The organism is Nitratireductor pacificus pht-3B, from assembly GCF_000300335.1.
In the GTDB taxonomy this organism is placed as follows: Bacteria; Pseudomonadota; Alphaproteobacteria; order Rhizobiales; family Rhizobiaceae; genus Nitratireductor; species Nitratireductor pacificus.
Genome location: NZ_AMRM01000004.1, coordinates 135,580 through 161,915, shown reverse-complemented (window position 1 = coordinate 161,915; position 26,336 = coordinate 135,580). Strand labels below are relative to the sequence as shown.

The following is a 26,336-nucleotide window of genomic DNA, read 5'->3' as shown; positions in this document are numbered from 1 at the left end:
GAGGCGGAATGAACCTTGATTCTAAAGGGGAAACCCACTATATTTCTAATGGGTGGGAGTAGCCGAAAGGGATCATGCTTACTGGTCCTGAATCCTTCGGGATAGGTGCTCCTGCTCAAAGTCTGAAGTGCCAGATGTGAAAACCGAACTCAGGCCAAACTGTTTCGGCGCTCCAGTCTGGCCACGCGAAAACATGTTTCATATATCGATAAACCTCTGCTCGCGGCGTGCTTGGCTCGGACTCGAACTTCCCATTGCAGGCGTAGCCAACAGCACCGATGAGCAAATCTGCAACCTGCATACACCTCGTTTGTTTGACCGGCAGGAAGTCAACTTGGATGTAGGGTCGCCGCATCACCGGCAACGTTATCTTGATTGAATTGTTGAGGCACTTGTGGAGTTCGCTCAGATCGTATCCAGTTTCCATGTTGCCATGGAAGCAGCGAAACTTCGCTGACTTCCCATAGTGTCGCGACCACTTGAGATGATGCTGATATAGAAACTTGAAGAAGCCCTTCTCTGGGTCACTCTCGTTGTATTTGTCGTGGTCGATTTTTCGGCTATCGAAAACTATGCACCCGAAATCCAGGCGGCGCGCATAGCGCCACTCGGCAACCAGATCGATCACCGCTTTATAGGCCTCTACCTTGGCTTTGCTCGTAGACTTCCACTGGATCGATTCCGGCCACCGATACGGTTTGTAAATTTCGGAAACGGCGGATGAGAATTTGTGCGCATCGGCGCTGCGCAGTAGAATGCCGCCAATGACCATGTATGTGTTGCTACCATCGCTGTGGCTTTCGTCAGAGAAAGCCGCATAGTCGTGGCAACGGTCATCGCTAACAAGGGGTCCAGAAGGCATGTCAGCGAAGCTAGCCGATAAACCTAAAGAACAGATAGACAAATTCCGTGAAGCCGCCCGCGAACTGGAAACGGACGAGTCCGAGGAAGCCTTTGACCGGATCGTGAAGAAGGTCGCGAAGAAGCCGTCCGAAAATGACGGTAAGTCGAAGCAGTGAATGTTTGTGACGGCCCTACCAGCGCGTGGGGCTAAATCGGCTGCTCATCATCGCCTACGTCTACCGCAAACCATGGTGAATTGATGCCAAGGCGTCGGTCTAAATAACCCACCATCGACGGCACAAGGTACTCTGTCTGTTCAACGCCGACGACGACAACTGAATTGCCGGTGTCAGGGATTGTGATCTTCGTAACGGAGTGCGACTTGCCCGACTGGTCGGGGGCGCTACCACTTTGTGCGGTAGCGCCATGGTCTTTGCGAGCCTGTCCTATATAATCCGCGAGACGCGGGTGACCGCCAAACGGATATGCCATGTCTACGCAGCCAGCGCCATTTCGTAGTGGTCGCTATTTGCTGACATAGGTGTGTAGCTCCCCGCCTTTTTATCCCACATGCGCTGGAAGTGAGCGGGCGCAGGCGCGATATTGTCAAGGCCGCCACTCTCGCTCTCAAGGCGAACGGCAACTTCAAGACGACCATAAAGATCGTCAAGACTATCGGCCTGAACGCAGATATCGTGTTCGAGTGCCTGCGCAAGCCATACACCGTGATCCTGATAGCAGATCACGCGCAGTTTTTCACTCATGGCAAAACTCCAGTAAATTAGGACGGGTTAAGTCCAACATCACCATATATGCGAAATTCGCGAAGGCGCAATACGATCCATATCAAACGCGCCTTTCCCAACGCTTACCTGAAAGCGCAATCACCGATCCGCATGCCATGTCAGATAGGGTGTTCGGGTTTGTCAAATATACAATCGCCTAAAGTTCTGCAGCAGCAACCGATGGGGCAGCATGAGAGACAGCTTGAGAACAAAGGCCCTTGCAACCTGCGAGGAGAAGATCGCGAGGAAGGGAGAGGGCGTAGGTCTTTCCTTTTACGCGTTCTTCGCCAACAAGAACGATGATCCCGAACTGCTTATGGAAGCGGCGGAATGGTGGATCAGGACGCACACGTTGGATCACTTCGAGAAAGCCGCCAAAATTCGGGACATGATCCGATCGGGCGCCTAGGGTCAGGACACTGGTTGCGCAGCATCCATGAGCCCGCGCGCTAGGCAGCGGCAATGTCGTTGTGGTGGCGCTGCAGGAAACGGCGCATCGCCGCGAGCCCATCCTCGACGCCACGCCTGCCGAAGCCGATGCGGAAGCGATCCGCCGGCGCGGCGATCAGTTCGGAGCGATAGACGGAGGCGGGCAGCAGAAGGACACCCTCCTCCTCGACAATCTCGCGGCAGAATGCCTCCACACCATTGCGGCCCCGGTAGCGCGGATAGGCGATGCAGCCGCCGTCGGGATGCGCCCAGTCGAACAGGTGCGGGTAGTCGGCGAAGAACGCGTCGAGCCTCGCGAGGTTCTCCGTCATCAGCGCGCGGTTCCGGGCAAGGATCCGGTCGCGCACCGAAAGCGCCATGACGGCAAGCCGCTCGCTCGGCGCGGCGTTGCAGATCGAGAGGTAGTGCTTGTAGCGCTCGAGTTTCTGCAGCACGGCCCTGTCACGGCAGGCGATCCAGCCGATGCGCAGGCCCGGCAGGCCGTAGGCCTTCGACATGACGTTGAGCGACAGCGCCTTCTCATAGGCGTCGGCCGCCTGCGGCAGGCGCTTTTGCGGATCCTGCTCGAGCAGGTGGTAGACCTCGTCCGAGAACAGGTAGAGGCCATGCCCGCGGCAGATGGCGATCAGCGCGTCGAAATCGGCGCGCGGCATCAACGCGCCGGTGGGATTGTTGGGCAGGTTGATCGAGACAAGCCTGGTGTTCGGCCGGATCGCCGCCTGCAGCGCGTCGAGATCGAGCCGCCAGCGGTCGTCCTCCAGCAGGGGCACGCCGGTGACGGCGCAGATGCCGAGCGGAACGGTTTCCGCCGCCTGGTAGTTCGGCACGGCGACGATGGCGTGGTCGTCGGGACCGAGCAGGATGCGCATCGCCGCGTAGAGCCCCTCCTCCGCTCCCGCGAAGCAGAGAATATCGCCTGCCTCCAGCGTCTCGTATGTGCCGGCAATCGCGGCGCGCAGGTCCGGCGCCCCCCAGGTTTCCGTGTAGCCGAGCCACAGATCGTCAAGGCCGGCGCGCACATCGCCGCCCGCCATCGCCGCCAGTTCGCCCAGCGTCATGCTTTCCGCATCCGAGGCGGTCATGTGGTGTCTGGCGTTGAATTCCCAGCGCGAGAAATGGACTTCCAGGGCGAAATCGCGCATCGCGCTTCTCCTTGCGGCCGGCCCGGCACGGCAACGGCTTGTTCACAGCTTGTTATGACCGTTGATTGCATACTCACCAACGGTTAACCATGGAGCGGGGTTATGCGTAAAGAGGGCCGCCAGCCTTGGACGCGATAGAAAAAGCGATCAGAAGCGCGTTCGGCAAGGGCAATGCCCGGGATCGGGCCTTCCGCGAGAAAGTGTACCGTTCCGCCTTTGCGGCGCTGGAGCGTACGCTGCAAAGCCGCGACGACCTGCCGGAAGCGACGAAGCGCGCCCGGCGCGAGGCGCTGAAGGCGAAGATCACGGAGATCGAGACCGAGTTCATGCCGGCAGCGCGCGCTGCCGCGCCGCGGCCTGAAACCCGGCCGCAGCCCACTTCCGCCCCTGCCCGGCAGGAGCCCGCCGCGCCGCCCGTGGAGCCGGCCGCCCCCGCCCGGCAGCAACAGGGTCCGGGTAGCGGCCGCAACGTCGATGCCGCGCCGCGCATCGAGCGTGAGGACCGCAGATCGCCCGCCGCATCCGAGAGCGCACGGGAAACCGCGCGACGCATCCGGGAAGCCCTGCCCAGGCGCCGGCGGCCATTTGCCATGCTCTTCCTCGTCACGACGCTCGTCGCGTTTGTCGGAATCGGCATCTGGTGGACGATGAGCAGCGGCATCCTGATGTCCAGCGAGGAGCGCGACACGAGCGTCCGCAATCCGCCGATGCGGCTGCAGGAAGAAGACTTCAGCGCGGGCGAGAACGCCGACGGCGCGCAGCCCGGCAGCCGCGCCACGGAAAACTGGCTTACCGTGTTCACGCCGTCCGACCCGACGACCGTCGCCGCGCCGGGCAGCGCCAGCGCCGAGGTGATGCAGGACGACGAAAGACAGTTCCTGCGCATCAGCAGCAGCGCCGACGCCGGGGTCGTCTTCGATGTGGGCCGCGGCGTCCTCGAGGAACTTGCCGGACGGCGCGCCATCTTCGCCGTGGATGCGCGCACCGACGACGGCGCCGACACGCAGATTGCCATCTCCTGTCATTTCGGCACGCTGGGCGATTGTGGACGCAAGCGCTATGTGGTCGGCCCGTCGCAAACGGAATATCTGTTCGAGGTGGACTTCCCGGCGGCCACGCCCACTGGCGGCGGCACCATCGCCATCATCCCGGATGTCAGCGGCGAAGGCCGCGTGCTCGACGTCCTCTCCATCAGGGCCGCGGTCGCCGACCAGTAACCTCCGGCGCAGCGCTTCATTCTGCAAGAAGCGCCGTCAGCGTCTCGATGCGGTCGGCCTCGGCAGCGGGCTTATCCCAGCGCAGCCGGGAAATGCGCGGAAAGCGCATGGCGACGCCCGACTTGTGGCGTGTCGAACGGTTCAGACCCTCGAAGGCGACTTCGAGCACCAGCCCGTGGCCGGGTTCGGCGCGCACAGAACGGACCGGGCCGAAGCGCTCCACCGTGTTGTCGCGCACATATTTGTCGATCAGCTTCAACTCCTCGTCGGTGAAGCCGAAATAGGCCTTGCCGACCGGCACGAGCTGAAGATCGTCTTCCGCTCCCGCCCAGACGCCGAACGTGTAGTCGGAGTAGTAACTCGACCGCTTGCCGTGGCCGCGCTGCGCATACATCAGCACGGCATCGACGATGAACGGGTCGCGCTTCCACTTGAACCAAGGGCCTTTCGGCCGGCCCGGAGAATAGACGGCGTCGCGGCGCTTCAGCATGACGCCCTCGATGACCGGATGCGGCGGGTCGCGGCGCAGGCCGTCGAGCTCATCCCAGCGCGAGAAGGCGACCAGGGGCGAGAGGTCGAAGCGATGCCGATCGAGCGCCGGCACGACCTTCTCCAGGACCGCACGACGTTCCTCGAAGGCGCGCTGGCGCAGGTCCTCACCCTCCCAGTGCAGCAGATCGTAGCAGCGCATGAAGACGGGGTAGTCGGCCAGCATCCTCTTCGAAACGGTCTTCCGGTTCAGGCGCTGTTGCAGGTCGGAGAAGCTGCCGGTGCGCACGATGGGATCGCCGACAAGCAGTTCGCCGTCCAGCGCGACGTCGCCGCCAAAGGCGGCCACCAGATCGGGAAAGGCGCCGGAGATGTCATCGCCGGTGCGCGAATAGAGGCGCTTCACACCGCCTTCGCTAACGGCCTGGACGCGGATGCCGTCCCACTTCCACTCGGCCACGTATTCGGCGGGATCGAGCCTCTCCAGATCGCCCTCTCCCACCGGATGCGCCAGCATGACCGGGCGGAACAGCGCCCTCGCCGCGCTCTCGGGCTTTCCGGCGCGACCTTCCAGCCAGGCGAACAGCGTCTCGTAAGGCTGTTCCAGACCGTGCCAGAGTTCCTCGATTTCGCCGACATCCCTGCCGCCCAGCGCCGCGAGCGCCTGCTTGGCGAGCCGCGCCGAGACGCCGATCCGCATGCCGCCGGTGGCGAGCTTAATCAGCGCGAAGCGCGCCGACGGGTCCAGCCGGTCGAGAAGGCCGGCGATGACCGTCGGCGCATCGGAACGGCTGACCCGGCTCAAAGTCTCGACCACATGGCCGAGTGCCGGCGCCTCCACCTCATCCACGCTCTCCGGCGCGGGCCAGACCAGCGAGATGGTTTCGGCCAGGTCGCCGACATAGTCGTAGGAATAGGCGAACAGCACCTCGTCCATCCGCTCCATCACCAGCGCGCGCAGCATGGCGGGTTTCACGGAGGGGAAATCGAGCCCGCCGGTCAGCGCGGCCAGCGCATGGCCCCGGTCGGGATCGGGAACGCCTGCGAAATAATCCGTGAGGAGGCGCAGCTTCCCGTTGCGCGACGGGGTGAGAACCAGCCTGTCGAGGAGTTCGGAGAAGCGGCGCATCACTCCGCCTCGTCTTCGTAGCCGATCAGGTTGAGCGGACGCGCGGCGATGCCGTTCAGCTCGCACCAGCGCACCAGCGCTTCCTCGCGGCCATGCGTCACCCAGACCTCGCCGGCGCCGGTCTCGCGGATGGTCGCCGTCAGCTCGTTCCAGTCGGCATGGTCGGACAGGATCAGCGGCAGCTCGACGCCGCGCTGCCGGGCGCGCTGGCGGATGCGCATCCAGCCCGAGGCGAACACGCTGAGCGGGTCGGCGAAGCGACGTGTCCAGCGGTCGCCGAGCACGGAGGGAGGCGCAACGACGATCTGCCCCGCCGCGCGCGTCCCCGCGCCCTCTTCGACGGTTGCCGGCTCCAGCCGGCCGAGCCTGATGCCCTGCCCCTGATAATAGCGGCTGATCTTCGCCAGCGCGCCATGGATGAGGATCGGCGCGTCGTGCCCGCCGGCGCGCAGCAGGCTGATGATGCGCTGCGCCTTGCCCAGCGAATAGGCCCCGACGATGTGCGCGCGTTCGGGAAACTGCGCAAGCGAGGCGATCAGGCGCGCCGTCTCGGCCTCCGGCGCGGGATGCACGAAGACCGGCAGGCCGAACGTCGCCTCGGTGATGAAGACATCGCAGCGGACCGGCTCGAACGGCGCGCAGGTGGCGTCCAGATGCCGCTTGTAGTCGCCCGAGGCGACGATGCGCAGACCGTTCGCCTCGACGGCGATCTGCGCCGAGCCGAGCACATGCCCGGCCGGGTGAAACGACACGACCACACCGCCCAGATCGATCGTCTCGCCATAGGCGGCGGTCTGCCTGCTCTCGGCAAAGTCCTTGCCGTAGCGCAGGCGCATGATGTCGAGGGTTTCCCTGGTCGCCAGCACGGAGCTATGGCCGGCGCGGGCGTGATCGGCATGGGCATGGGTGATCAGCGCCCGGTCGACGGGGCGCACCGGGTCGATGAAGAAGTCGCCCGGCGGACAGTACAGGCCCTCGGGGCGCGGGTGGAGCAGGTCCTGCGGCTTCATGCGTCTGAAGGATAGGCTTTTTTTCCCGCTGCGAAAGACACGCTTGTCAGGAGTGTCGTTCTCGATCATAAGCCGCGAACGCCCGCCGAAGGGCTTTCCGGAAAACATGCTGCATGAACCTGCTTTCCTTCTCCTCGGGGAATCTCCTGGCCGACCGCCGGGCCGAATACGCCTGGATGCTGTTCGAAGCCGGTGACCTGAAGGCCGCCGCCGAGCTGATGGGCGAAGCGCTGGCGCTGACCCCGTCCTGGACGGCCGGGCATTTCTGCCTCGGCGAGATGCTGGCGGAGGCCGGCGAACATGCGGCCGCGATCGACGCCTGGCGTGCCGCGCTGCGCCTCGACCCGGAAGACCGGCTGGGCGCCAGCCTCAAGCTCGAACTCCACGGCGCGCTCGATGGCATGGAGGCCGCGCCCTCGGCCTTCGTCGAGACCTTGTTCGACCAGTATGCCGAGACGTTCGATACGGCGCTGGTGGAGAAGCTCGCCTACCGGGTTCCAGAACTGCTCACCGAGGCCATCGGGCGCCAGGCGCGCGACCGCTTCGCCCATGCGGTCGACCTCGGCTGCGGCACCGGCCTGATGGGCGAGCGCCTGCGCGCGTCGGTCAGCTTTCTCGAAGGCATGGACATCTCGGCCGAAATGCTGAAGCGCGCCGAGGCGAAGCATGTCTACGACCGGCTGGCGCGCGCCGACCTGATGACCCTGCCCGACCTGCCGCGCCAGGCCGATCTGGTCACGGCGGCCGACGTGTTCATGTATCTGGGGGCGCTGGAGCAATTGTTCGCGGTGATCGCCGCGGCGCTCGGCCCCGGTTCCCTGTTTGCCTTCTCCGTGGAGCATCATGCCGGGCCGGAGCCCATGGTGCTGCGCGATTCGCGCCGCTACGCCCACAGCGAGCCGCATCTGCGCGCGGCCCTCGCCGCCGCCGGTTTCGAAACCGCGTCGCTCGACAGGGCGGTGATCCGCATGGATCGCGGCGACCCGATCGAGGGGCTGATCGTCGTTGCCGTGCGGAAAGGCGCGGAAGCCGGCGTCGGGGATGCGGCCCCGACGGCTGCGAGCAAGGACAGGCCGCCGGCGCATTGACGCTGGACCCGTTCAACATTTCACAGGAACGCTGAACGGGGCCAGCTCCGAGTCCTTCCGCGCTTTGCGGGCATCAGGTGATTCCGCCCGACCGCAAAACACCAGGCGCCGTTTGCGGCTTCCGGCCCTTGGCGGACCGTCTGTTCTGGTTTAGTTCTAGCCGATCTTGGAACATCGGACGCCCCCTATCAGCGGCTTCGCCGCCCCCGACCTGCCCGCGCCCTTCGGCGAATGGTTCGCCACGCGCGGATGGCAGCCGCGCGCGCACCAGCTCGACCTCCTGGCGCGCACCCGGGCAGGCCGGTCGGCCCTGCTCATCGCGCCGACCGGTGCCGGCAAGACGCTGGCCGGCTTCCTGCCGGCCCTGACGGATCTCGCCGGACGGCCGAAGGCGAAACCGGGCGAAGCCAGGCGCGGCGTCCACACGCTCTACATCTCGCCGCTGAAGGCGCTGGCCGTCGACATCCAGCGCAATCTGGCCATGCCCGTCGCCGAGATGAGCCTGCCGATCACCATCGAGACGCGCACCGGCGACACGCCGTCCCACAAGCGCCAGCGGCAGAAACATGCGCCGCCGGACATCCTTTTGACGACGCCGGAACAGCTCGCCCTGCTGATCGCCTCCCCCGATGCCGACCGCTTCTTTTCCGACCTGCGTTTCGTCGTGCTCGACGAGCTTCATTCGCTGGTGATCTCCAAGCGGGGACATCTCCTGTCGCTCGGCCTGGCGCGGCTGCGCGCCCTGCGCCCGGCGCTGCAGGCCATCGGCCTCTCGGCGACCGTCGCGGAACCGGAAGCGCTGCGCCGCTGGCTGGTGCCGCAGGATCCGCCCGGGGCGATGGCCGACATCGTCACCGTCGCCGGCGGCGCCAAGCCGGACATCAGCATCCTCGAAACGGACGACCGGGTGCCCTGGTCCGGTCATTCGGCGCGCTATGCGATCCCCAAGGTCTACGAGGCGATCCGCGCGCATCGCACGACGCTCCTGTTCGTGAACACGCGCAGCCAGGCGGAGCTTCTGTTTCGCGAGCTGTGGCGGATCAACGACGACAATCTGCCGATCGCCCTGCACCATGGCTCGCTCGATGTCGGCCAGCGCCGCAAGGTGGAGAAGGCGATGGAGACGAACAGTCTCCGAGCCATCGTCGCCACCTCGACGCTTGATCTCGGCATTGACTGGGGCGACGTGGATCTGGTCGTGCATGTGGGCGCGCCGAAGGGGGCGAGCCGGCTCGCCCAGCGTATCGGCCGCTCGAACCACCGCATGGACGAGCCCAGCCGGGCGATCCTCGTGCCGGCCAACCGATTCGAGGTGATGGAGTGCCGGGCCGCGCTGGAAGCCAATTATCTCGGCGCGCAGGACACGCCGCCGCTGGTCGAGGGGGCGCTCGACGTGCTGGCGCAGCATGTGCTGGGGGCTGCCTGCGCCGCGCCCTTCGACGCCGACCGGCTGCACGCGGAGATCGTCAGCGCCGCGCCCTATGCGGCGCTCGACCGACCGACCTTCGACCGCATTGTCGATTTCGTCGCCACCGGCGGCTATGCGCTGAAAAGCTACGAGCGGTATGCGCGCATCCGCAGGACGAAGGAGGGGTTGTGGCGCGTCTCCAATCCGCGGGTCGCCCAGCAATACCGGCTCAATGTCGGCACCATCGTCGAGGCGCCTATGCTGAACATCCGCATGACGCGGCGCGGGCGCGGTGGCGCGGCGCGCGGCGGGCCGGTGCTCGGCAAGGTCGAGGAGTATTTTCTGGAAACGCTCAGCCCCGGCGACACGTTCCTGTTCTCCGGCCGGGTGCTGCGCTTCGAGGGCATCCGCGAGAACGAGTGCTACGTCTCGACCGGCACGGGCGAGGACGCGATGGTGCCTTCCTATGCCGGCGGCAAGTTTCCGCTCTCCACCTATCTGGCGGGCGAGGTCCGCGCCATGCTCGCCGATCCGAAGCGCTGGAAGACGCTGCCCTCGCAGGTCTCGGAATGGCTGGCGCTGCAGCGCGACAAATCCGTCCTGCCGCGCCGCGAGGACCTGCTGGTCGAGACGTTTCCGCGCGGCAACCGGCACTACATGGTGCTCTACCCGTTCGAGGGCCGGCTGGCGCACCAGACGCTCGGCATGCTCCTGACGCGGCGGCTCGAGCGCGCCGGAACGCACCCGCTGGGCTTCGTCGCCTCCGACTACGCCATCGCGGTCTGGAGCCTCAACGACATGAGCGCCATGCTGCGGGACGGCAGCCTCGGCCTCGCCGCACTGCTCGACGAGGACATGCTGGGCGACGACCTCGAAGCCTGGATCGCCGACAGCTGGCTCCTGAAACGCACCTTCCGCAACTGTGCGCTGATCTCCGGCCTGGTGGAGAAACGCCATCCCGGCCAGGAGAAATCGGGCCGGCAGGTGACCGTTTCCGCCGACCTGATCTACGATGTCCTGCGCGCCCACGAGCCGGACCACATCCTGCTGCGGGCCACCTGGGCGGACGCGGCGCTCGGCCTGCTCGATGTCAGGAGACTGGGCGAGATGCTGTCGCGCGTGCGGGGGCGAATCGTGCATAAATCGCTCGACCGGATCTCGCCGCTCGCCGTGCCGATCATGCTGGAGATCGGCAAGGAAGCGGTCGCCGGCGATGCGAACGAGGCGCTGCTCGGCGAGGCTTCGCGGCTTTCGGGCGAGGAACTGATGCAGGAGGCGATGGACGGATGAACAGCCTTGCGCCAGCAAACGACGCCAGCACCGCGCTGACCATCGCGTTCGGCGGCGCTCAGGCCGTGTGCGACCGGCGCGGCGTCCTGTTCTTTGCGGCCCTCGATCTTCTCGTCGTCTCGGACCTGCATCTGGAAAAGGGCGCGGCCTTCGCCCGGCGCGGACGCCTCCTGCCGCCTTACGACACCGCCGCCACGCTGAAGCGTCTCGCCGGCGTGATCGCCGATTACGATCCCGGCATCGTCATCAGCCTCGGCGACAGTTTCCACGATCATGACGGCGCGGCGGAGATGCCGGCGCCCTTCCGCGAAACGCTGGCCGGGCTGATGGCGAAACGCGACTGGTACTGGATCGCCGGCAATCACGACCCGGCGCCGCCCGCCGACCTGCCGGGGCATTCGGCGCAGGAGATCGCCATCGACGGCCTTGTCTTCCGGCACGAGCCCGTGCCCGGCGCGGCGCCGGGCGAGATCGCCGGGCACCTGCATCCCGGCGCGCGCATCGTGCGGCGCGGCCGGAGCGTGCGGCGCGCCTGTTTCGCCTGCGACGGCGACCGGCTGATCATGCCGGCCTTCGGCAGCCTGACCGGCACGCTGAACGTTCTGGACCGCGCCTTTGCGGGGCTGTTCGACCGCGAGCGGCTGACCGCCTACATGCTCGGCGGAAAGGGCATCTACGCCATCGCCGGCGGCATGCTGCGTTAGAGCGTCTTACGCTTCCCGCGCGACCGTGCGCGATACTCGGCCATCTTCATGCGCGCGGAGCAGGCGTCGGAACAATAGAGCCTCGACCCGTTGCGCGTGACGTCGACATAGACGCGATCACACGTCCTGGCGTGGCAGACCCCGAAGCGGCGGCGCGCGAAGGCATCCATCAGGAGCGCCAGGGACACGGCGAGCTCCGCCGCAAGCGCCTCCACATCGGTTTCGCCATCCCCAAGGAAGTGGAGATGATAGGGCTGCCCCGAATCCACGAAGAGACAGGGGCGGGCGGCATAGTCGCACATCAGCCGGTTGAGGATCGCCGCCGCCGCGCCGTCATCGTCGGCTTCGAAGACCGGGCGGAGCGCCCCTGCCACGGCAAAGAGCCGCGCGCCTGCGTCCTTCACCGAGAGAAGCCGCCGCCGCATGCCGTCTGAAAGATCGACGCAGAACGCTTCCGCGAGCGCATCGTCGCGGAGGCCCGCATAGGGACGCCCTCCCGCGCTGCCCTCCATCGCAAGGTTGACGAGGACGGCAGCCAAACCGGCTTGCCTCTGTGAGTTACTTTCAATTTGCATTTGACAGGTAACCAACCCCTCTTGCACTGTTACCACTTAAATCACAAACGAGGGTAATTCCATGGGTATCGGGGGAAGTTATGTCGCCGTGCTGCGCAACGATGGGGTCGTTCGTCTTGTCGGCGCGATGGCCACGAGCCGGCTGACGACGTCCATGCTGAGCCTCTCGCTCCTGCTGGCTGTCTCCGAGAGCAGGGATTCGTATGCCGAGGCCGGCGCCGTCCTGTTCGCGCACGCGCTGGCGCTTGCGGTCACCGCTCCGCTCGGCGGCCGGCTCGCGGACCGATACGGTGCGCGGCGGGTGCTCCTCGCGTTCATCGGCCTTCACGCGCTCGCCTATGCGGCGATGCTGGCCGCGCTCCTGCAGGACCTGCCGGCGGCGAGCCTCCTCGCGGCGGCGGCCCTGCTGGGCGGCTCGACACCGCCATCGGGCGCGATCGTGCGCAGCACATGGCCACGCCTCGTGCCGGAAAGAACGCTGCCCAGCGCCTACGCGCTGGACACGGCGATCAATTCCGGAACCTTCATCATCGGCCCCGCGCTTGTGGGCGGTCTCATCCTGATCATGCCGGCAGACATGGTCATCGGCCTCTGCGCGGTCGCGAAGATCGCCGGAGACCTGCTGATCGCGACCGGGCCCTCCGCGGCGAAGGTGCCGGAAGGGCATCGCGGGACGATGTGGGGAGCGCTCGCAAACCCCGCATTGATCCTGCTGTTCGCGATCATCGCCATCGACACGTTCACCATTGGAGCCCTGCAGGTCGGCGCGGCGGCAAGCACCGGGGCCGCGGCGACGGGCCTGCTGTTCAGCGCCTTCGCCATGGGAGAGGTTGCCGGCGGTCTGCTCTACGGAGCGCGCAAGGGACCGGCCAGCGTCAAGCCGCACATGATCTCCCTCCATCTGGTGACGGCCTGCTTCCTTCTCCTGATGAGCCAGGTGACGGGTCTCTGGGCGCTGCTTGCCCTTTATCTCGCGGCAGGCCTTTTCGGCGGCGCGCGCGACACGCTCGGCCAGCTCGCGGTCGGCCTCGGCGCCCAACCCGGGCACAGGACGGAAGCGTTCGGATGGCTCGCCAGCTTCATGTGGGCCGGCTACGGCCTCGGGACGCTCGTTTCCGGCCGTGTGGATGCGGAATGGGGCAGGGACAGCCTCTATCTCGTGGCCGGGGCCCTCTCCGTACTGGCGGCAGTGGCCGCCCTTGGCTTGCGGACGAGACGCGCACAGAGCCTTCCCGCCTGAAGCCGCACAGAGGATCGGACCGAACAGCGAATCCGGGTCAGCGGGGTTCGACCGCCCGCGTGAAAGTCTCCAGGAACATTCCGAGCGCCTCGTGCTTCGACATCCGGCTGGACGCGTTCATCAGCCAGGCCGCATAGAACAGGCTCCACAGAACCTGGGCGACCCATGCCGCCGGAAGCTCGCGGGCGATCGACCCATCACCCTGCCCCTTCAGGATCAGCGCGTTCAGAGCAGGGTCGGCGTTCTGCCCGTCCGCGATCTCGGTCTCCCGGCCAGGGTTTCCGTATGCCGCCACCAGAAGGTCACTCTTCTCGAAGAGTTCCTGGCCGAAGCGCAGGAGTGCGTCCAGAGCGGTTCCGCCGGCCGACGCGCTGCGCTCATGCGCCGAGACCAGTTCGCTGTTCGCATAATCCTCCAGCGCATCGACGAGATCGCCCCGCTCGGGAAAGTGGCGATGCACCGTGCTGCGGGCGACGCCTGCCGCGTCGGCCACCTCGGCCATGGTCGCATTCGCCTTTCGGGCAACCAGATGCGCCGCGGCGTCGAGAATGGCCAGCTTCGTCCGTCTACCGGCTGCGCCGCGGCTCATCTTCAATCCCCCAAGCCAGAAAGACCCGATTATAAATAGGACATCAATGTCCTATTTTAGGTCTATTGTGACCTGTCTGTGTCCGCCTGACAACCGGCTTGGCGCAGCGGGCCGACGCTTTCGAGAAGACAACGGGATCGGGACCATGGGTCAACCAACACGTCGCGGGGTGCTGAGCGGTGCGGCGGCACTTCTGCTTGCTCCATCGCTGCCCGCTTCCGCCACGCCACGGCGGAAGCCGATCGAGAACCATGGCGTCACCTACGACACCGGGACCGACTACGGGTCAATGATGTCGCGGGATTCCTGGCACGAGACCCAGGTCGCAGAAGAACTCCGGGCGCTGCGCGAGACCCTGAAATGCAACGCCGTCATCGTGACAGGCACGATCGAGAGCCGGCTCGAACATGCGGCACGCACGGCGCATTCCCTCGGCATGCGTCTGTGGCTCCAGCCCCGTCTCTATGAAGCCACCGCGGCGGAGCAGATCGAGCACATCGGAAGGGTGGCGAGGCTGGCGGAACGGCTGAGCGGGGAAGGGATCGACCTGACCTTCGTGGCCGGTTGCGAGGTCTCTCTTTTCCAGCGCGGACTGGTTCCGGGCACCGGCTTCGAGGATCGTCTGGGCGTGATCTTCGGCGGGGAGCGCGGCGGCCCGGGTCAGTACATGGCGGAGGTCAACGCGTTCCTGCGGCGGTGCCTCGCCGAGGTGCGGCGCCATTTCGGCGGGCGCGCCACCTATGCGGCCGGCGCCTGGGAGACGATCGACTGGGACATCTTCGACATCGTCGGGATCAATCTCTATCGCGACCGGAACAATCACGCCGTCTTCGGGGAAGAGCTGCGCCGCTACAAGGCGACCGGCAAACCCGTCGCGATAACGGAGTTCGGCTGCAGCACCTTCCGGGGTGCCGGAGCCTATGGCGGCGGCGGCTTCACCGTCGTGGACTATTCGGACGGAAGGGGTCGCATTCCCGAGGCATTCGAGCGCGACGAGGCCGAACAGGCGCGAGAGCTCACGGAGCAGCTCGCCATCTTCGAGAACGAGGGCGTTTTCGGCGCCTTCGTCTACACCTTCCTCTCCCAGTATCTCTGGCACGACGGGCAGGACCCGTCGCGCGATCTCGACATCGCCAGTCATGCCCTGGTCAAGGTTCAGCCTACCCGGGAGGGGACGGCCCCCCTTCGCTGGGCGCCCAAGCAGTCCTTTACGGCCGTGGCCGAGGTGTTCTCGCGCCTGTCCTCGACGTAAGGCGCGCCAGCGCCGGTCAGTCCTTGCGGAAGATCAGCCGTCCCAGCCATCCCGTGACGATCGCCACCAGGACGGCGAGGATGCCGTAGATCAGCCCGTGCCGCTGGGCGAACTCGAACAGGCGCTGTTCCAGGCCGGCCTTGCGGATGGTCAGCTGGGCGGAGGTTTCGCGCAGGAAGCTGCCGTTGCGGAACAGGAAGGCGCGGGCGCGGTGCGTGCCGACCGCCACGTTCGGCGCCAGGGTGAGCGTCGCCCGGAACAGGTTCTGCGACAGGAACCGCACGCCGCCGACGCGGGTCGAGTACAGGCCGGTGGCCTCCTTGCGATCGCGCAGCGCGGCGGTGAATTCCTCGATGGTCTTGGGATCGCCGTCGGCATCGAGCGGCTGGAGATGGATGTTCTCCGTGCCGAGCGCCAGCCGCCGGTAACCGTCGGGATCGGTGATGTCCTGCGGAGCCCGGGTCAGGGCCATCGAGTAGGAAGCGGGAACATCCCTGAAGACCTCCGACTGGGTGTTGATCCACATGCCGAGGACGCGGGTCTTCTTGCGCACCACGACCGGGCGCGCCGGTCCCTCCAGCACCACCACCACGTCGTAGCGCCCCTGCCGGCTGATCAGCGGATCGGCATTGTCGAGCGCGCCGAAGATCGTCAGCTCGGCGCCGGCGAAGTCGGACGTGATCGAAACCCGGTCCGTCGACAGGCCGATCTGGATGCCTTCGGGAATGCCGTTCTGCGCGGACGCGCCGAGGGGCAGGAATGCGGAGAGGAACGACACGAGACCGATGCAGCGCTTGAACCGCATGCTAAACGCCTCCCATCGACAGGGAGTAGACGCTCGCCGGCCTGACGAAGAGGTCGAACGCCAGGCGCAGCGCGACGGCGAGCACCAGAAGGGCGAGGAGGGCGCGCAACTGCTCGCCGCGCAGGCGCTGCCCGACGCGGGCACCGTACTGGGCGCCGGCCACGCCGCCAACCATCAGCAGGAAGGCCAGCACGACGTCCACCGTCTGGTTGGCGGTGGAATGGATGATGGTGGTAAAGGCGGCGACGAAGATGATCTGGAACAGCGAGGTGCCGATGACCACGTTGGTCGGCACCTTCAGGAGATAGATCAGCGCCGGCACCATGATGAAGCCGCCGCCGACGCCCATGATCGACGCCAGAAAGCCGATGAAGGCGCCGAGCACCAGGATGGGGATGACGCTGACGAACAGCTTCGACGCGCGAAAGCGCATCTTGAGCGGCAGGCGATGGATCCAGTTGTGCTGGCCGGGCTTTCTCAGCGAGACGGTCTGGCCGCTGCGCGCGCGGCGCAGGGCGCGGACGCTTTCCAGGAGCATCAGGCCGCCGACCACGCCGAGGAACAGCACGTAGAGCAGCGAGACGATCAGGTCGAGCTGACCGAGGCGGCGCAGATAGGCGAACGCCATCGCGCCCAGCGACGCGCCGACGATGCCGCCGGCCAGCAGCACCGTCCCCAGCTTGACGTCGAGCGTCTTGCGCTTGAAGTGCACCAGCGCGCCGGAGAAAGAAGAGGCGATCACCTGATTGGCGCCGGTCGCGACGGCGATGGCCGGCGGGATGTTGTAGAAGATCAGGAGTGGTGTAATCAGGAAGCCGCCGCCGACGCCGAACATTCCGGAGAGGAACCCGACCGCGCCGCCCATGGCAAGCAGCACGAACACGTTGACGGACATTTCGGCGATGGGGAGATAAATACCCACCCGCGGCACCCGAGTACTTGTAAGCTCCGCGGCGAGCGCGCCGAGCCATGTGTGGAAGCATTATGCGTCGTTTCGTTCTGCTCCCTGACGCAGGCGAAGTCAAACCGAGTCGGGGCAAAATACGGAAAACAATGAACGACTTGACGGAACAATCGCGTCCCGGACCGTGATTGTTCTGATGGCTGCGCCGCAACGCCGGAAATGGCGGCGGCGTCCGGCCGAACCTGTATCCTGGCTCAGGCCCTCAGTCGAGCGCCCAGGCCGGCCGTCTCAGTCGGCGGCCTTGGCGCTCTTGTTGCGCTCGAGCAGCGCCCGCACCAGAACCTCGTCCACCTCGCCCGTGGGCTGCATGCCATTGGCTTTCTGGAATGCGGCGATGGCGGTCTTGGTCTTCTGGCCCATCACGCCGTCCGCCGCGCCTGCATCGAACCCCTGCTGGTTGAGGATGAGCTGGATGTTGGTGATCGCCTTCTTCATGTCGATGCTCGCGGTGACCTCACCGCTCTCGCGCCAGCTTTCGGGGATGTCCACCAGGTTCGCTTCCGGATTGACGGGCTTCGCCTTCCACAGCTCGGTCTTGTCCTGCGCCTGCTTGAGCTGGTCCGGGCCGAGCGTCGCCGCGATCTCGTCGCGCTTGCCGAGCGCGTCCTTGTCGCCCGTCCTGGCGACCAGCGCGAACCACTTGTAGGCCTCGACCAGATCCTGCGGCATGCCCATACCCTTGGCCGTCAGGATGCCGAGATTGAACTGGCTGTCCTTGACACCGTGCTCGGCAGCCTTGATGAACCAGCGCGCCGCCGATTCATTGTCCGCGGGGCCGTCGGCGCCCATGGCGTAGAGCACGCCCAGATTGTGCATCGCGCTGGCATTGCCCTGCTGCGCGGCGAGCTGGAACCACATCTTCGCCTTCGCCGCGTCGCGCTCGACACCGCTGCCCTTCTGGTAGAGATCACCGATGCGGAACTGCGCGGGCGCGAAGCCTGTCTCTGCGGCCTTCATGTACCATGTCATCGCCTTCTCGGGATCGGCACTGGTGCCGCGGCCCTCGGCATAGCGGCTGCCGATCTCGTAGACCGCCTTCACCTCTCCGGCAGCGGCCGCTTCGCGCAGCGGCAGCGGACCCGCATCGAGCGGAATATCGTCGATCACGATCTCGGAAGACAGCGCTTCCGGTGTCGCGGAAGCTGCAGGTTCATCGCTGGCGCCCGGCAGCGTCTGCGCCAGCGGCGCGTCGTCCTTCGAGATGCCGCCCGTGACGATCTCGTCGCGCGCGTCGGGAATTGCCGCCAGCGTATCGACTGCCGCGTCGCTCACCGGATCGTTATCCACCACCCGCACGGGTCGGTTCGTCTGCGGTGCCGCGGCGGGGACGTCCTCGGGCACGACCTGTGCGAGCTTGGGCGCGGACACGATGGTCTGGCTGCTCTGCTGCGGCGGTATGGCGGTCGTTTCGGCGAGGTAGATCTTGCTTGCCTCAAGTCCGCCGACGACCAGAAGGCCGGCGCCGAGCGTCAGTGCCAGCGGCTTCCGCGCACGCTTGAAAATCTTGCCGATGCCGAAGCGCCCTGCCGTCTCCGCGGTATCGGACTGCCGCTTCTTCAGGATCTCCGCCTCGGCCGCGGCCGCTTGCGCGGCGCGGCGGGCGGCCGCGATGAAGTCCGATTTGGCGGCGTCGTTGCTCTCGCGGACGGGCGCCTTCTTCTCGTCGCGCACGCGGCGCATGATGGCGTTCAGATCGGGAGCGCCGGTGCCCGGCTCGAGCGGTTCGTTGATGCGCTCGGCATCGATCTCGACCGCCTCGGTGCTGAGGGCGACCTCCGGCTCGTCGCGCTCGTCGGCAACCACGTGCCGGTCGCGGCGGCTGGTGAGGGCGCGCGACAGACCGCCCAGCAGCGATGTCCTCGCGCCCTTGGCCTGCGCCTCCTCATTGTCCTCGTCGAGCGCCGCACGGGCTGCCGCTGCGGCGGCCTCGGCGGGCGAGCGGTTCTGCTGAACGTCGTCGGCCCCGTCATCCGCCAGCATCCCGCTGTCGTCGCCCGGCTCGATCGAAGGCGCCGCTTCGACGGCGATCTTTCCCGCGCGCATCTGCGGGGCGGACGTGGCCTTCGCGGTGCTCTCGACGGTTCCCAGACGGTCGACGATCTTCAGCAGCGTGTCGTGGATCGCCTCGAAGGTCTTGGTGTTGCGCTCGTCGGATTTGCGGGTCAGAACCTCGAGCGCCTTCAGTTCGTCGCGCAGGCCCTGGTCCGGCGCGTCGGAAGCGGTTTTGGCAAACGCGCCGATCGCCTGCTCGGCGGCCTGGCGGGCGGCGTCGAGCACGGCGGTGCGGTTCTCGCGCAGCGAGCGTTCGATGTTCTCCAGACGCGGCGTGATGTCCTCGAACTCAGGCACCTCGGCCGTCGGCCGGGCCAGGTGTTCGGACAGGCTGCGCACCTGTGCTTCCAGATTGTGAAGCACGTCCGGATCGATCGAGGATGCCTGCTGCGCGGTCGTCTGCAAGCGCCCCGAGATGTCGTCGAGGCGCATTTCGAGCGCGCGCAGCGTGCCGGCTTCCGCCGGCTCGCCAATGCTTGCCTGGAGGCGCGCGGCCAGTTCGTTGAACCGCGCATCGATGGTGGCCATGATTCCGTCGCCGGCCTGCATCGCATCGGCACGTTGGTCGATGCGCGCGGTGATCTCCTGCAGGCGCTGCTCCAGGTCGTGAACCAGGTTGCGGCCCTGCTCCAGCGCGTCGCCCTGCCGCTGCTCGATGAGTCGCGACAGATGCGCGAAACGGTCCTCCATGCCGCGCAGCACGACATCGGCTGCCTGCGGCGCGGGCACGGTATCCAGCTTCTGCGCAATGCCGGCGATCTGGTGCGCCAGACGCTCGACCATCTGGTCCGGGATGTCGATGCGGTTGGCGATCTCATCGACCCGCAGCGACAGGGAGCTCATCTGCTGGCTGAGATGATCGACCGCCTGCTCGCCGGAACGATCGGCCAGCACCTCGGCGACCTGATTGGCGAGCGACGAGATGCGCGCCTCGATGCGCTCGAACGGCTGGGGGTCGAAGTTCGCCACCGGGCTCTTCGGCGTGGATGCGACGATGGCCCGCGAGATCTCGTCGAGCCGCTCGTCGATCGCCGCGTAGAGTTCCGGATTGGCGGTCTTGCGGTTGACCAGCTGGTCGAGCGCCGATGCGAGCGAGCGCACCCGCTCCTCCAGCGAGCGCAATGACAGGGACTCGGGAAGCCGGTTGACAGCCTGGCCGATCTCCTCGATCCGCTGATGCAGGAGGTCGAGCGCTGGATCGGGGGCGCGCATGTCGCTCGACAGCCGGTCCTCGAAAGCGGTCCAGCGGGTGTCGAACGTGTCCCAGCGCCGATCGACCGCGCGCAGGGTTTCCTCCCGCGCCAGCGAAGCGATGGACGATTTCAGCTCCTCCATCTCGAGCCGCAGCATCTTGACGTTCTTGTCGTCGCTGCGGTCGGCAAGCTGCGCGATCGCATCGGACAGGCGCTCGAACTCCATCACCAGCTCGCCGTTCAGCGCCGAATTGGGCACCTCCGCGAGGATCGACGCCAGCTCGCGCCGCAGCATCTCGAACTCGTCATTCATTCCGGCGCGCATCGCATCGCGCAGCTCTTCGCGGAGGATCTTCAACTCAGCCGCGATCCCGCCGATCGACGAGACTTCGTGCTCCTGGCGCCGCGCGCGCTCCAGCTCGAAGGCGGCGCGCTCGAGCGAGGCGCGCGAGGACGAGGGGCGGACGGCTGGCTCCGCCCAGCGTCCCGCCTGACTGTCCGGCCGCTCATGCGGCCGGGAGACGGATTGCGAGAGCTTCTCGATGCGCCGGGTGATCTCGTTCTCATCGGATTTCGGCGCGCCCCGCTCGATGGCGCGGCCAAGCCGGCTTTCCAGCCGGTCGAGCGTCTTGCTGATCTCATCCAGCGAGGTGTCAGGCTCGGGACGGCGGCGTCGACCTTCATTGATGTTATCCAGATAAGAACGCTTGTTTTCCATCGGAACGCCCGCCTCTCCACCGTTTCCGGTTGGCCGTCGAGATTGCATGTAGCGCGGGGCCTGGCCTGCACCTGCCGAAGGGTGGCAAAGCAACGCCGAAGGGCGCCCGCTGCCAGAACCCCGTCGCCGGAAGAATTCCGCGAAAGCACGGTGCACTGACGGACTTACAATTCACCGTTCATGGTAAACAAGCGGTTAATAATGGTTATCTATGATTAAGCAGCGGAACGTAATTTCACGACAACCCTGTTGATGGAATGTTCACAATTCACTGCCTTGCCCTTGTAATGCCGCATTGTGCGCCTCATAAGCCGACCTTCAGCGAATCGTCCGGACCGGGCCGCCTCTTGCCGGGCAAGACTGACGGCCGCCGGACCCAACGTCCTGCCCTGGTCCCGTAGCCGGGGCGGACTATCCGATACGGAACAGTGATCATGATGAACATTGCTATGGCTGCTCGGCGAGCCGCCGCGGGAGATGATTTACCCGATGCCTCCGAAGACTACACGCGCATCGGCGACATGGCGCGGGAATTCAACGTCACGCTGCGCGCCCTGCGCTTCTACGAGGACAAGGGCCTGCTGACGCCGGCCCGCATGGGCACGACGCGGCTCTATGCCGCAAACGACAAGCGACGCCTCCAGCAGATCCTGCTCGGACGCAAGATCGGCTTCTCCCTGAGCGACATCAAGGAAGTGCTCGACCTGCAGGACCCGCGCGGCGCGAACGAACAGCAGCTCCGCCTGGTGCTGAAGAAGTCGCAGCGGCAGATGACGCGCCTCGAGAAGCAGCGGCAGGCCATCGGCGAAGCGATCGCCGACCTGAAGCAGCTCATGGCAACCGTGTCCGCCAAGCTCGACACCCTGCGCCCGGTCGGCAACGAGGGCTGACGCGCGCGTCGACGCAGCGCCGCTACGCCGCCTCCTCCCGTCACATGATTGAAACCCGGTCCGGCGATCACCGGACCGGCGATTTCGCGCGCCCAGCGTCAATTTTGACGTTTACGCAAACGTCAAAATTTGCTAGAGGCCGTTCGACACGGTGCGGCACCGGATGGCCGCGCCCCTGATCAGGGAATTGGAGGATCCTCATGCCGAGCTATCGGGCACCCGTACGCGACACGCTGTTCGTGCTGAATGACGTGATCGGCTATGGCAATCACGACAATCTGCCGGGCTTTGCCGACGCCTCCCCCGACATCATCGAGGCGATCCTGACGGAAGGCGCGAAGCTTGCCGAGAACGTCATGCAGCCGCTCAACCGCGTCGGCGACCAGCAGGGCTGCACGCGCCATGCGGATGGTTCGGTGACGACGCCGAAGGGCTTCGACGACGCCTACCGGCAATATTGCGAGGGCGGCTGGATGGGCCTTGCCGTTCCCGCCGAATTTGGCGGCCAGGGCCTGCCCTACACCGTGCATTCGGCGGTCGGCGAATATCTGGTCTCGGCCAATATGGCGCTGATGATGTATCCCGGCCTGACGCAGGGGGCGATCGCCGCGATCCTCGCCCACGGCACCGACGCGCAGAAGCGGAAATGGCTGCCGAAGATGGTCGAGGGCGCGTGGACTGGCACGATGAACCTGACGGAGCCGCATTGCGGCACCGATCTCGGCCTGCTCACCTCGAAGGCCGTGCCGAACGGCGACGGCAGCTACAAGATCTCCGGCCAGAAGATCTTCATCTCCGCCGGCGAACACGATCTCTCGGAAAACATCATCCATCTGGTTCTGGCACGCATCGAGGGGGCGCCGGCCGGCGTCAAGGGCATCTCGCTCTTCATCGTGCCAAAGGTCGCGGTCGACGATGACGGGGCACTCGGCGAGAGCAACGCCGTCTCCTGCGGCGCCATCGAGGAGAAGATGGGCATTCACGGCAACGCCACCTGCGTCATGAACTATGATGAGGCGACGGGCTATCTGCTCGGCGAGGAGAATGGCGGGCTGAAGGCCATGTTCACGATGATGAACGAGGCGCGCCTCGGTGTCGGCCTGCAGGGTCACGCCATGGGCGAGGCCGCCTATCAGGGTGCGGTGGACTATGCCCGCGAACGGCTGCAGGGCCGCTCCCTCTCCGGCCCCAAGGCGCCGGAGAAGAAGGCCGACCCGATCATCGTCCACCCGGACATCCGCCGCAATCTGATGAGCATGCGCGCCTTCAACGAGGGAGGCCGGGCGCTGATCCTGCTGACGGCGCTCAAGTCGGACATCGCGCATCTCTCCGAGGACGCGGCCGAGCGGCAGGCGGCCGAGGACCATCTGGCGCTGATGACGCCGGTGATCAAGGGCGTGCTGACGGACAAGGGTTTCGAGCATGCGGTGATGGCACAGCAGGTGTTCGGCGGCCATGGCTATGTCGAGGAACATGGCATGAGCCAGTTCGTGCGCGACGCGCGCATCGCCATGATCTACGAGGGCGCCAACGGCATCCAGGCGCTCGATCTCGTCGGGCGCAAGCTGCCGGCCAATGGCGGGCGGGCCGCGCAGGCCTTCTTCAGGGACGTGGCGGAGTTCTGCGAGGCGCATCGCGCCGACGAACAGATGGCGCCCTATACCAAGGCGCTGAAGAAGGGACTGAACGACCTGCAGGCCGCATCGCTGTGGCTGATGCAGAATGCGGTCCAGAAACCGGACAATGCGGGCGCGGCCTCCTACGACTACATGCATCTGTTCGGCCTGGTGGCGCTCGGACTGATGTGGGGCCGCATGATCAAGGCGGCGCAGGACAGGCTTGCCGGAGACGCCGATGGCGATGCATCCTTCCTCGAGGCGAAGATCGTCACAGGGCGGTATTTCATGGAGCGCATCATGCCGGAGACCGTGGCCCATCTGGCGCGCATTTCCACCGGCGCCGACACGATGATGGCGCTGCCAGCAGAAGCGTTTTGATTGGCGGAAGGGATCGGCCTGTTCTAGCTTGAACAAACTTTCCCATGGACGCCGGTGAGGAGACGTACAGGTGGCAGACCCTCAATCCATACTCGGTCTTCCCCGCCCCGACTGGGCGGGCGACGACGTGGCCATGCTCTACGACATGGCGAGCCGCTTCCTCGCAGAGGAGATCGGTCCGCGCTACGAGGAATTCGAGAAAGCGGAGATGTTCGACCGCGCGAGCTGGGAGAAGGCCGGCGCGGCCGGCCTGCTGTGCGCCTCGATGCCGGAAGAGTATGGCGGGGCCGGCGGCACCTTCGCCCATGAGAGCGCCATCGCCGAGGCGATCAGCCATGTCGGCGTCGACGGTTTCGGCATCGCACTGCACAACTCCATCGTCGCGCCCTACATCCTCCATTACGGTTCGGAGGAACAGAAGAAGCGCTGGCTGCCGAGGCTTGCGACGGGCGAGCTGATCGGCGCCATCGCCATGAGCGAGCCGGGCGCGGGATCCGACCTGCAGGGCGTGAAAACCCGCGCCGAGAAGGACGGCAACCAGTACCGGCTGAACGGCTCGAAGACCTTCATCACCAACGGGCAGCTCGCCAATCTCGTCATTGTCGTCGCCAAGACCGATCCCGCGCAGGGCGCCAAGGGCACGTCGCTGATCGTCGTCGAGACCGATGATGCCGAGGGTTTCGAGCGCGGGCGCAACCTCGACAAGATCGGGTTGAAGTCGAACGACACCTCGGAGCTCTTCTTCAACGATGTGCTTGTGCCGACGGCGAACCTCATCGGCCACGAGGAAGGCCAGGGCTTCGTCCAGCTCATGCAGCAATTGCCGCAGGAGCGGTTGCTGATCGCCGCCCAGGCGATCGCCATGATCGAGCGGGCGCTGGCGGTGACGATCGACTACGTGAAGGAGCGCAAGGCGTTCGGCGCGAAGGTGATCGACTTCCAGAACACGCAGTTCAAGCTCGCGGAGCTGAAAACCGAAGCCACCATCGGCCGCGTGTTCTATAATGACTGCGTTGCCCGTCACATTGCCGGCGGGCTCGACACCGTCACGGCCTCAATGGCCAAGTGCTGGCTGACGGACCTGCAATGCAAGCTGGTGGACGAGTGCCTGCAGCTGCATGGCGGCTACGGCTACATGAACGAATATCCGATTGCCCGTATGTATCGCGATGCCCGCGTGCAGCGCATCTATGGCGGCACCAACGAGATCATGAAGCTGGTGATCGCCAGAAGCCTTTGAACAAACCGCTCGGCCCGACGTTGGGTCGGGAAACAGGGAGACCGATATGGCTGACGCTTATGTTTACGACGCCGTGCGCACGCCGCGCGGCCGCGGCAAGAAGGACGGATCGCTGCACGAAGTGCCGGCGGTGCGCCTCGGCGCGAAGGTGCTGGAAGCCCTGCGCGACCGCAACGGGCTGGACACCGCGAAGGTCGACGACATCATCTTCGGCTGCGTCGATCCGGTCGGCGAGGCCGGCTCGGTGATCCCGCGCTCCTCGGCTTTCGAAGCGGGCTACCGGAACGAGGCGCCGGGCATGCAGATCTCGCGCTTCTGCGCCTCGGGCCTCGACGCCATCAATCTCGGCGCGGCGAAGATCGCCGGCGGCTCGGACGAGATCGTCATCGCCGGCGGCGTCGAATCCATGTCGCGCGTCGGCATGGGCATGTCGGGCGGTGCCTGGTTCATGGACCCCTCGGTCGGCCTGCCGTCCTATTTCATGCCGCAGGGCGTCTCCGCCGACCTGATCGCCACCAAATACGGCTTCTCGCGCGACGACGTGGACGCCTACGCCGTCGAGAGCCAGAAGCGCGCCAAGCATGCCTGGGACAAGGGCTACTTCAAGAACTCGGTCATCCCCGTCGAGGACCAGAACGGTCTCACCATCCTCGACCATGACGAACATATGCGCCCGGGCACCGACATGCAGTCTCTCGCCGCCCTCAACGCCTCCTTCGTCATGCCGGGCGAGATGGGCGGGTTCGACGCGGTCGCCGTGCAGCGCTATCCGGAGCTGGAAGGCGTCAACCACGTCCACCACGCCGGCAATTCGTCGGGCATCGTCGACGGCGCTTCGGCCGTCCTGCTCGGCTCGCGCAAGGCCGGCAAGTCGATGGACCTGAAGCCCCGCGCGCGCATCCACACCTTCACCAATATCGGCTCGGAACCGGCGATCATGCTGACGGGACCGGTGGACGTGACGGAGAAGCTTCTGAAGAAGGCGAAGATGAAGCTGTCGGACATCGACCTGTTCGAGCTCAACGAGGCCTTCGCCTCGGTGGTGCTGCGCTACATGCAGGCCTTCGACATCGACCATTCGAAGATCAACGCGAACGGCGGCGCCATAGCCATGGGGCATCCGCTGGGTGCCACCGGCGCGATGATCTTCGGCACGGTGCTGGACGAACTGGAACGGCGCGACCTCAACACCGCGCTCGTGACGCTGTGCATCGGCGCCGGCATGGGCACCGCCACCATCATCGAACGCGTCTGAACCGCCGGGAG

General features: G+C 65.9%; 22 protein-coding genes. 12 read left to right on the top strand and 10 right to left on the bottom strand.

Annotated elements, in window-relative coordinates; all coding sequences use genetic code 11:
* Positions 1 to 115: 115 nt before the first annotated feature.
* On the bottom strand, positions 116 to 862 hold the full coding sequence (locus NA2_RS05005) for a DUF3800 domain-containing protein (RefSeq protein WP_081582610.1): 747 nt from the start codon (positions 860 to 862) through the stop codon (positions 116 to 118).
* On the opposite strand from NA2_RS05005, the gene NA2_RS22125 reads away from it, so the two are divergent.
* Positions 861 to 1,019: a hypothetical protein gene (locus NA2_RS22125; protein WP_192814161.1), complete on the top strand. Its 159-nt coding sequence runs from the start codon at positions 861 to 863 to the stop codon at positions 1,017 to 1,019. The two genes, NA2_RS05005 and NA2_RS22125, sit on opposite strands and share 2 nt — an antisense overlap.
* Before the next feature lie 318 nt (positions 1,020 to 1,337).
* On the opposite strand, the gene NA2_RS21880 is transcribed toward NA2_RS22125, so the two are convergent.
* Positions 1,338 to 1,607, bottom strand: a complete 270-nt coding sequence (locus NA2_RS21880) for a hypothetical protein (protein ID WP_008594878.1) — start codon at positions 1,605 to 1,607, stop codon at positions 1,338 to 1,340.
* Positions 1,608 to 1,818: 211 nt separating this feature from the next.
* On the opposite strand from NA2_RS21880, the gene NA2_RS04995 reads away from it, so the two are divergent.
* A complete protein-coding gene (locus NA2_RS04995) occupies positions 1,819 to 2,037 on the top strand; it encodes a DUF6500 family protein (RefSeq protein WP_008594876.1) in 219 nt (72 codons plus the stop codon).
* 40 nt (positions 2,038 to 2,077) lie between these two features.
* On the opposite strand, the gene NA2_RS04990 is transcribed toward NA2_RS04995, so the two are convergent.
* Positions 2,078 to 3,220: an aminotransferase class I/II-fold pyridoxal phosphate-dependent enzyme gene (locus NA2_RS04990; RefSeq protein ID WP_008594874.1), complete on the bottom strand. Its 1,143-nt coding sequence runs from the start codon at positions 3,218 to 3,220 to the stop codon at positions 2,078 to 2,080.
* A gap of 125 nt (positions 3,221 to 3,345) precedes the next feature.
* Between NA2_RS04990 and NA2_RS04985 the strand changes: the two genes are divergently transcribed.
* The gene (locus NA2_RS04985) at positions 3,346 to 4,437 is read left to right on the top strand and encodes a hypothetical protein (RefSeq protein ID WP_008594872.1); all 1,092 of its coding nucleotides are present in this window, start codon (positions 3,346 to 3,348) and stop codon (positions 4,435 to 4,437) included.
* Positions 4,438 to 4,453: 16 nt separating this feature from the next.
* On the opposite strand, the gene NA2_RS04980 is transcribed toward NA2_RS04985, so the two are convergent.
* Both NA2_RS04980 and NA2_RS04975 read right to left on the bottom strand, forming a co-directional pair.
* Positions 4,454 to 6,055, bottom strand: a complete 1,602-nt coding sequence (locus NA2_RS04980) for a cisplatin damage response ATP-dependent DNA ligase (RefSeq protein ID WP_008594870.1) — start codon at positions 6,053 to 6,055, stop codon at positions 4,454 to 4,456.
* Positions 6,055 to 7,065 (bottom strand): ligase-associated DNA damage response exonuclease, encoded by a 1,011-nt coding sequence (locus tag NA2_RS04975; RefSeq protein ID WP_008594867.1) that lies wholly within the window; start codon positions 7,063 to 7,065, stop codon positions 6,055 to 6,057. Before NA2_RS04975 ends, NA2_RS04980 begins: the two co-directional genes overlap by 1 nt.
* A 113-nt stretch (positions 7,066 to 7,178) precedes the next feature.
* On the opposite strand from NA2_RS04975, the gene NA2_RS04970 reads away from it, so the two are divergent.
* The 3 genes from NA2_RS04970 (at position 7,179) to pdeM (ending at position 11,555) form a co-directional block, all read left to right on the top strand.
* A complete protein-coding gene (locus tag NA2_RS04970; RefSeq protein WP_008594865.1) occupies positions 7,179 to 8,153 on the top strand; it encodes a methyltransferase domain-containing protein in 975 nt (324 codons plus the stop codon).
* Positions 8,154 to 8,319: 166 nt separating this feature from the next.
* A complete protein-coding gene (locus NA2_RS04965; RefSeq protein ID WP_008594864.1) occupies positions 8,320 to 10,851 on the top strand; it encodes a ligase-associated DNA damage response DEXH box helicase in 2,532 nt (843 codons plus the stop codon).
* Positions 10,848 to 11,555, top strand: coding sequence for a ligase-associated DNA damage response endonuclease PdeM (gene pdeM, locus NA2_RS04960; RefSeq protein ID WP_008594862.1), 708 nt, complete (start codon positions 10,848 to 10,850; stop codon positions 11,553 to 11,555). The genes NA2_RS04965 and pdeM overlap by 4 nt, the downstream gene beginning before the upstream one ends.
* Here pdeM and NA2_RS04955 read toward each other — a convergent pair.
* A complete protein-coding gene (locus tag NA2_RS04955; protein ID WP_008594861.1) occupies positions 11,552 to 12,094 on the bottom strand; it encodes a CGNR zinc finger domain-containing protein in 543 nt (180 codons plus the stop codon). The two genes, pdeM and NA2_RS04955, sit on opposite strands and share 4 nt — an antisense overlap.
* Before the next feature lie 97 nt (positions 12,095 to 12,191).
* Here NA2_RS04955 and NA2_RS04950 point away from each other — a divergent pair, with 97 nt between their 5' ends.
* The gene (locus tag NA2_RS04950; protein ID WP_008594859.1) at positions 12,192 to 13,370 is read left to right on the top strand and encodes an MFS transporter; all 1,179 of its coding nucleotides are present in this window, start codon (positions 12,192 to 12,194) and stop codon (positions 13,368 to 13,370) included.
* A 37-nt stretch (positions 13,371 to 13,407) separates the two neighbouring features.
* Here the strand turns inward: NA2_RS04950 and NA2_RS04945 are convergent, their stop codons facing one another.
* Positions 13,408 to 13,959: a TetR/AcrR family transcriptional regulator gene (locus NA2_RS04945; RefSeq protein WP_008594857.1), complete on the bottom strand. Its 552-nt coding sequence runs from the start codon at positions 13,957 to 13,959 to the stop codon at positions 13,408 to 13,410.
* A 145-nt stretch (positions 13,960 to 14,104) separates the two neighbouring features.
* On the opposite strand from NA2_RS04945, the gene NA2_RS04940 reads away from it, so the two are divergent.
* On the top strand, positions 14,105 to 15,211 hold the full coding sequence (locus NA2_RS04940; protein ID WP_157188131.1) for a hypothetical protein: 1,107 nt from the start codon (positions 14,105 to 14,107) through the stop codon (positions 15,209 to 15,211).
* A gap of 16 nt (positions 15,212 to 15,227) precedes the next feature.
* On the opposite strand, the gene NA2_RS04935 is transcribed toward NA2_RS04940, so the two are convergent.
* The 3 genes from NA2_RS04935 to NA2_RS04925 form a co-directional block, all read right to left on the bottom strand.
* Positions 15,228 to 16,016, bottom strand: a complete 789-nt coding sequence (locus NA2_RS04935) for a TIGR02186 family protein (protein ID WP_008594852.1) — start codon at positions 16,014 to 16,016, stop codon at positions 15,228 to 15,230.
* 1 nt (position 16,017) lies between these two features.
* The gene (locus NA2_RS04930; RefSeq protein ID WP_008594850.1) at positions 16,018 to 16,938 is read right to left on the bottom strand and encodes a sulfite exporter TauE/SafE family protein; all 921 of its coding nucleotides are present in this window, start codon (positions 16,936 to 16,938) and stop codon (positions 16,018 to 16,020) included.
* 270 nt (positions 16,939 to 17,208) lie between these two features.
* Positions 17,209 to 20,943 carry a peptidoglycan-binding protein gene (locus tag NA2_RS04925; protein WP_008594847.1) on the bottom strand — a complete coding sequence of 1,245 codons (3,735 nt, stop codon included), beginning with the start codon at positions 20,941 to 20,943 and terminating at the stop codon, positions 17,209 to 17,211.
* Positions 20,944 to 21,377: 434 nt separating this feature from the next.
* On the opposite strand from NA2_RS04925, the gene NA2_RS04920 reads away from it, so the two are divergent.
* From NA2_RS04920 to NA2_RS04905, 4 genes are all read left to right on the top strand, one after another.
* Entirely contained in the window at positions 21,378 to 21,833 is a 456-nt protein-coding gene (locus tag NA2_RS04920) for a MerR family transcriptional regulator (protein WP_008594844.1), read from the top strand.
* A gap of 200 nt (positions 21,834 to 22,033) precedes the next feature.
* Positions 22,034 to 23,830 carry an acyl-CoA dehydrogenase C-terminal domain-containing protein gene (locus NA2_RS04915; RefSeq protein WP_008594842.1) on the top strand — a complete coding sequence of 599 codons (1,797 nt, stop codon included), beginning with the start codon at positions 22,034 to 22,036 and terminating at the stop codon, positions 23,828 to 23,830.
* Positions 23,831 to 23,900: 70 nt separating this feature from the next.
* On the top strand, positions 23,901 to 25,070 hold the full coding sequence (locus tag NA2_RS04910; RefSeq protein ID WP_086005952.1) for an acyl-CoA dehydrogenase family protein: 1,170 nt from the start codon (positions 23,901 to 23,903) through the stop codon (positions 25,068 to 25,070).
* 46 nt (positions 25,071 to 25,116) lie between these two features.
* Positions 25,117 to 26,325 carry an acetyl-CoA C-acetyltransferase gene (locus NA2_RS04905; protein ID WP_008594838.1) on the top strand — a complete coding sequence of 403 codons (1,209 nt, stop codon included), beginning with the start codon at positions 25,117 to 25,119 and terminating at the stop codon, positions 26,323 to 26,325.
* Positions 26,326 to 26,336: the final 11 nt, after the last annotated feature.

Coding starts and splice junctions, on each gene's coding strand:
- NA2_RS22125 (WP_192814161.1), top strand. CDS start 861: ATGTCAGCGAAGCTAGCCGATAAACCTAAAGAACAGATAGACAAATTC.
- NA2_RS05005 (WP_081582610.1), bottom strand. CDS start 862: ATGCCTTCTGGACCCCTTGTTAGCGATGACCGTTGCCACGACTATGCG.
- NA2_RS21880 (WP_008594878.1), bottom strand. CDS start 1,607: ATGAGTGAAAAACTGCGCGTGATCTGCTATCAGGATCACGGTGTATGG.
- NA2_RS04995 (WP_008594876.1), top strand. CDS start 1,819: ATGAGAGACAGCTTGAGAACAAAGGCCCTTGCAACCTGCGAGGAGAAG.
- NA2_RS04990 (WP_008594874.1), bottom strand. CDS start 3,220: ATGCGCGATTTCGCCCTGGAAGTCCATTTCTCGCGCTGGGAATTCAAC.
- NA2_RS04980 (WP_008594870.1), bottom strand. CDS start 6,055: ATGCGCCGCTTCTCCGAACTCCTCGACAGGCTGGTTCTCACCCCGTCG.
- NA2_RS04975 (WP_008594867.1), bottom strand. CDS start 7,065: ATGAAGCCGCAGGACCTGCTCCACCCGCGCCCCGAGGGCCTGTACTGT.
- NA2_RS04970 (WP_008594865.1), top strand. CDS start 7,179: ATGAACCTGCTTTCCTTCTCCTCGGGGAATCTCCTGGCCGACCGCCGG.
- pdeM (WP_008594862.1), top strand. CDS start 10,848: ATGAACAGCCTTGCGCCAGCAAACGACGCCAGCACCGCGCTGACCATC.
- NA2_RS04950 (WP_008594859.1), top strand. CDS start 12,192: ATGGGTATCGGGGGAAGTTATGTCGCCGTGCTGCGCAACGATGGGGTC.
- NA2_RS04945 (WP_008594857.1), bottom strand. CDS start 13,959: ATGAGCCGCGGCGCAGCCGGTAGACGGACGAAGCTGGCCATTCTCGAC.
- NA2_RS04940 (WP_157188131.1), top strand. CDS start 14,105: ATGGGTCAACCAACACGTCGCGGGGTGCTGAGCGGTGCGGCGGCACTT.
- NA2_RS04935 (WP_008594852.1), bottom strand. CDS start 16,016: ATGCGGTTCAAGCGCTGCATCGGTCTCGTGTCGTTCCTCTCCGCATTC.
- NA2_RS04925 (WP_008594847.1), bottom strand. CDS start 20,943: ATGGAAAACAAGCGTTCTTATCTGGATAACATCAATGAAGGTCGACGC.
- NA2_RS04920 (WP_008594844.1), top strand. CDS start 21,378: ATGATGAACATTGCTATGGCTGCTCGGCGAGCCGCCGCGGGAGATGAT.
- NA2_RS04915 (WP_008594842.1), top strand. CDS start 22,034: ATGCCGAGCTATCGGGCACCCGTACGCGACACGCTGTTCGTGCTGAAT.
- NA2_RS04905 (WP_008594838.1), top strand. CDS start 25,117: ATGGCTGACGCTTATGTTTACGACGCCGTGCGCACGCCGCGCGGCCGC.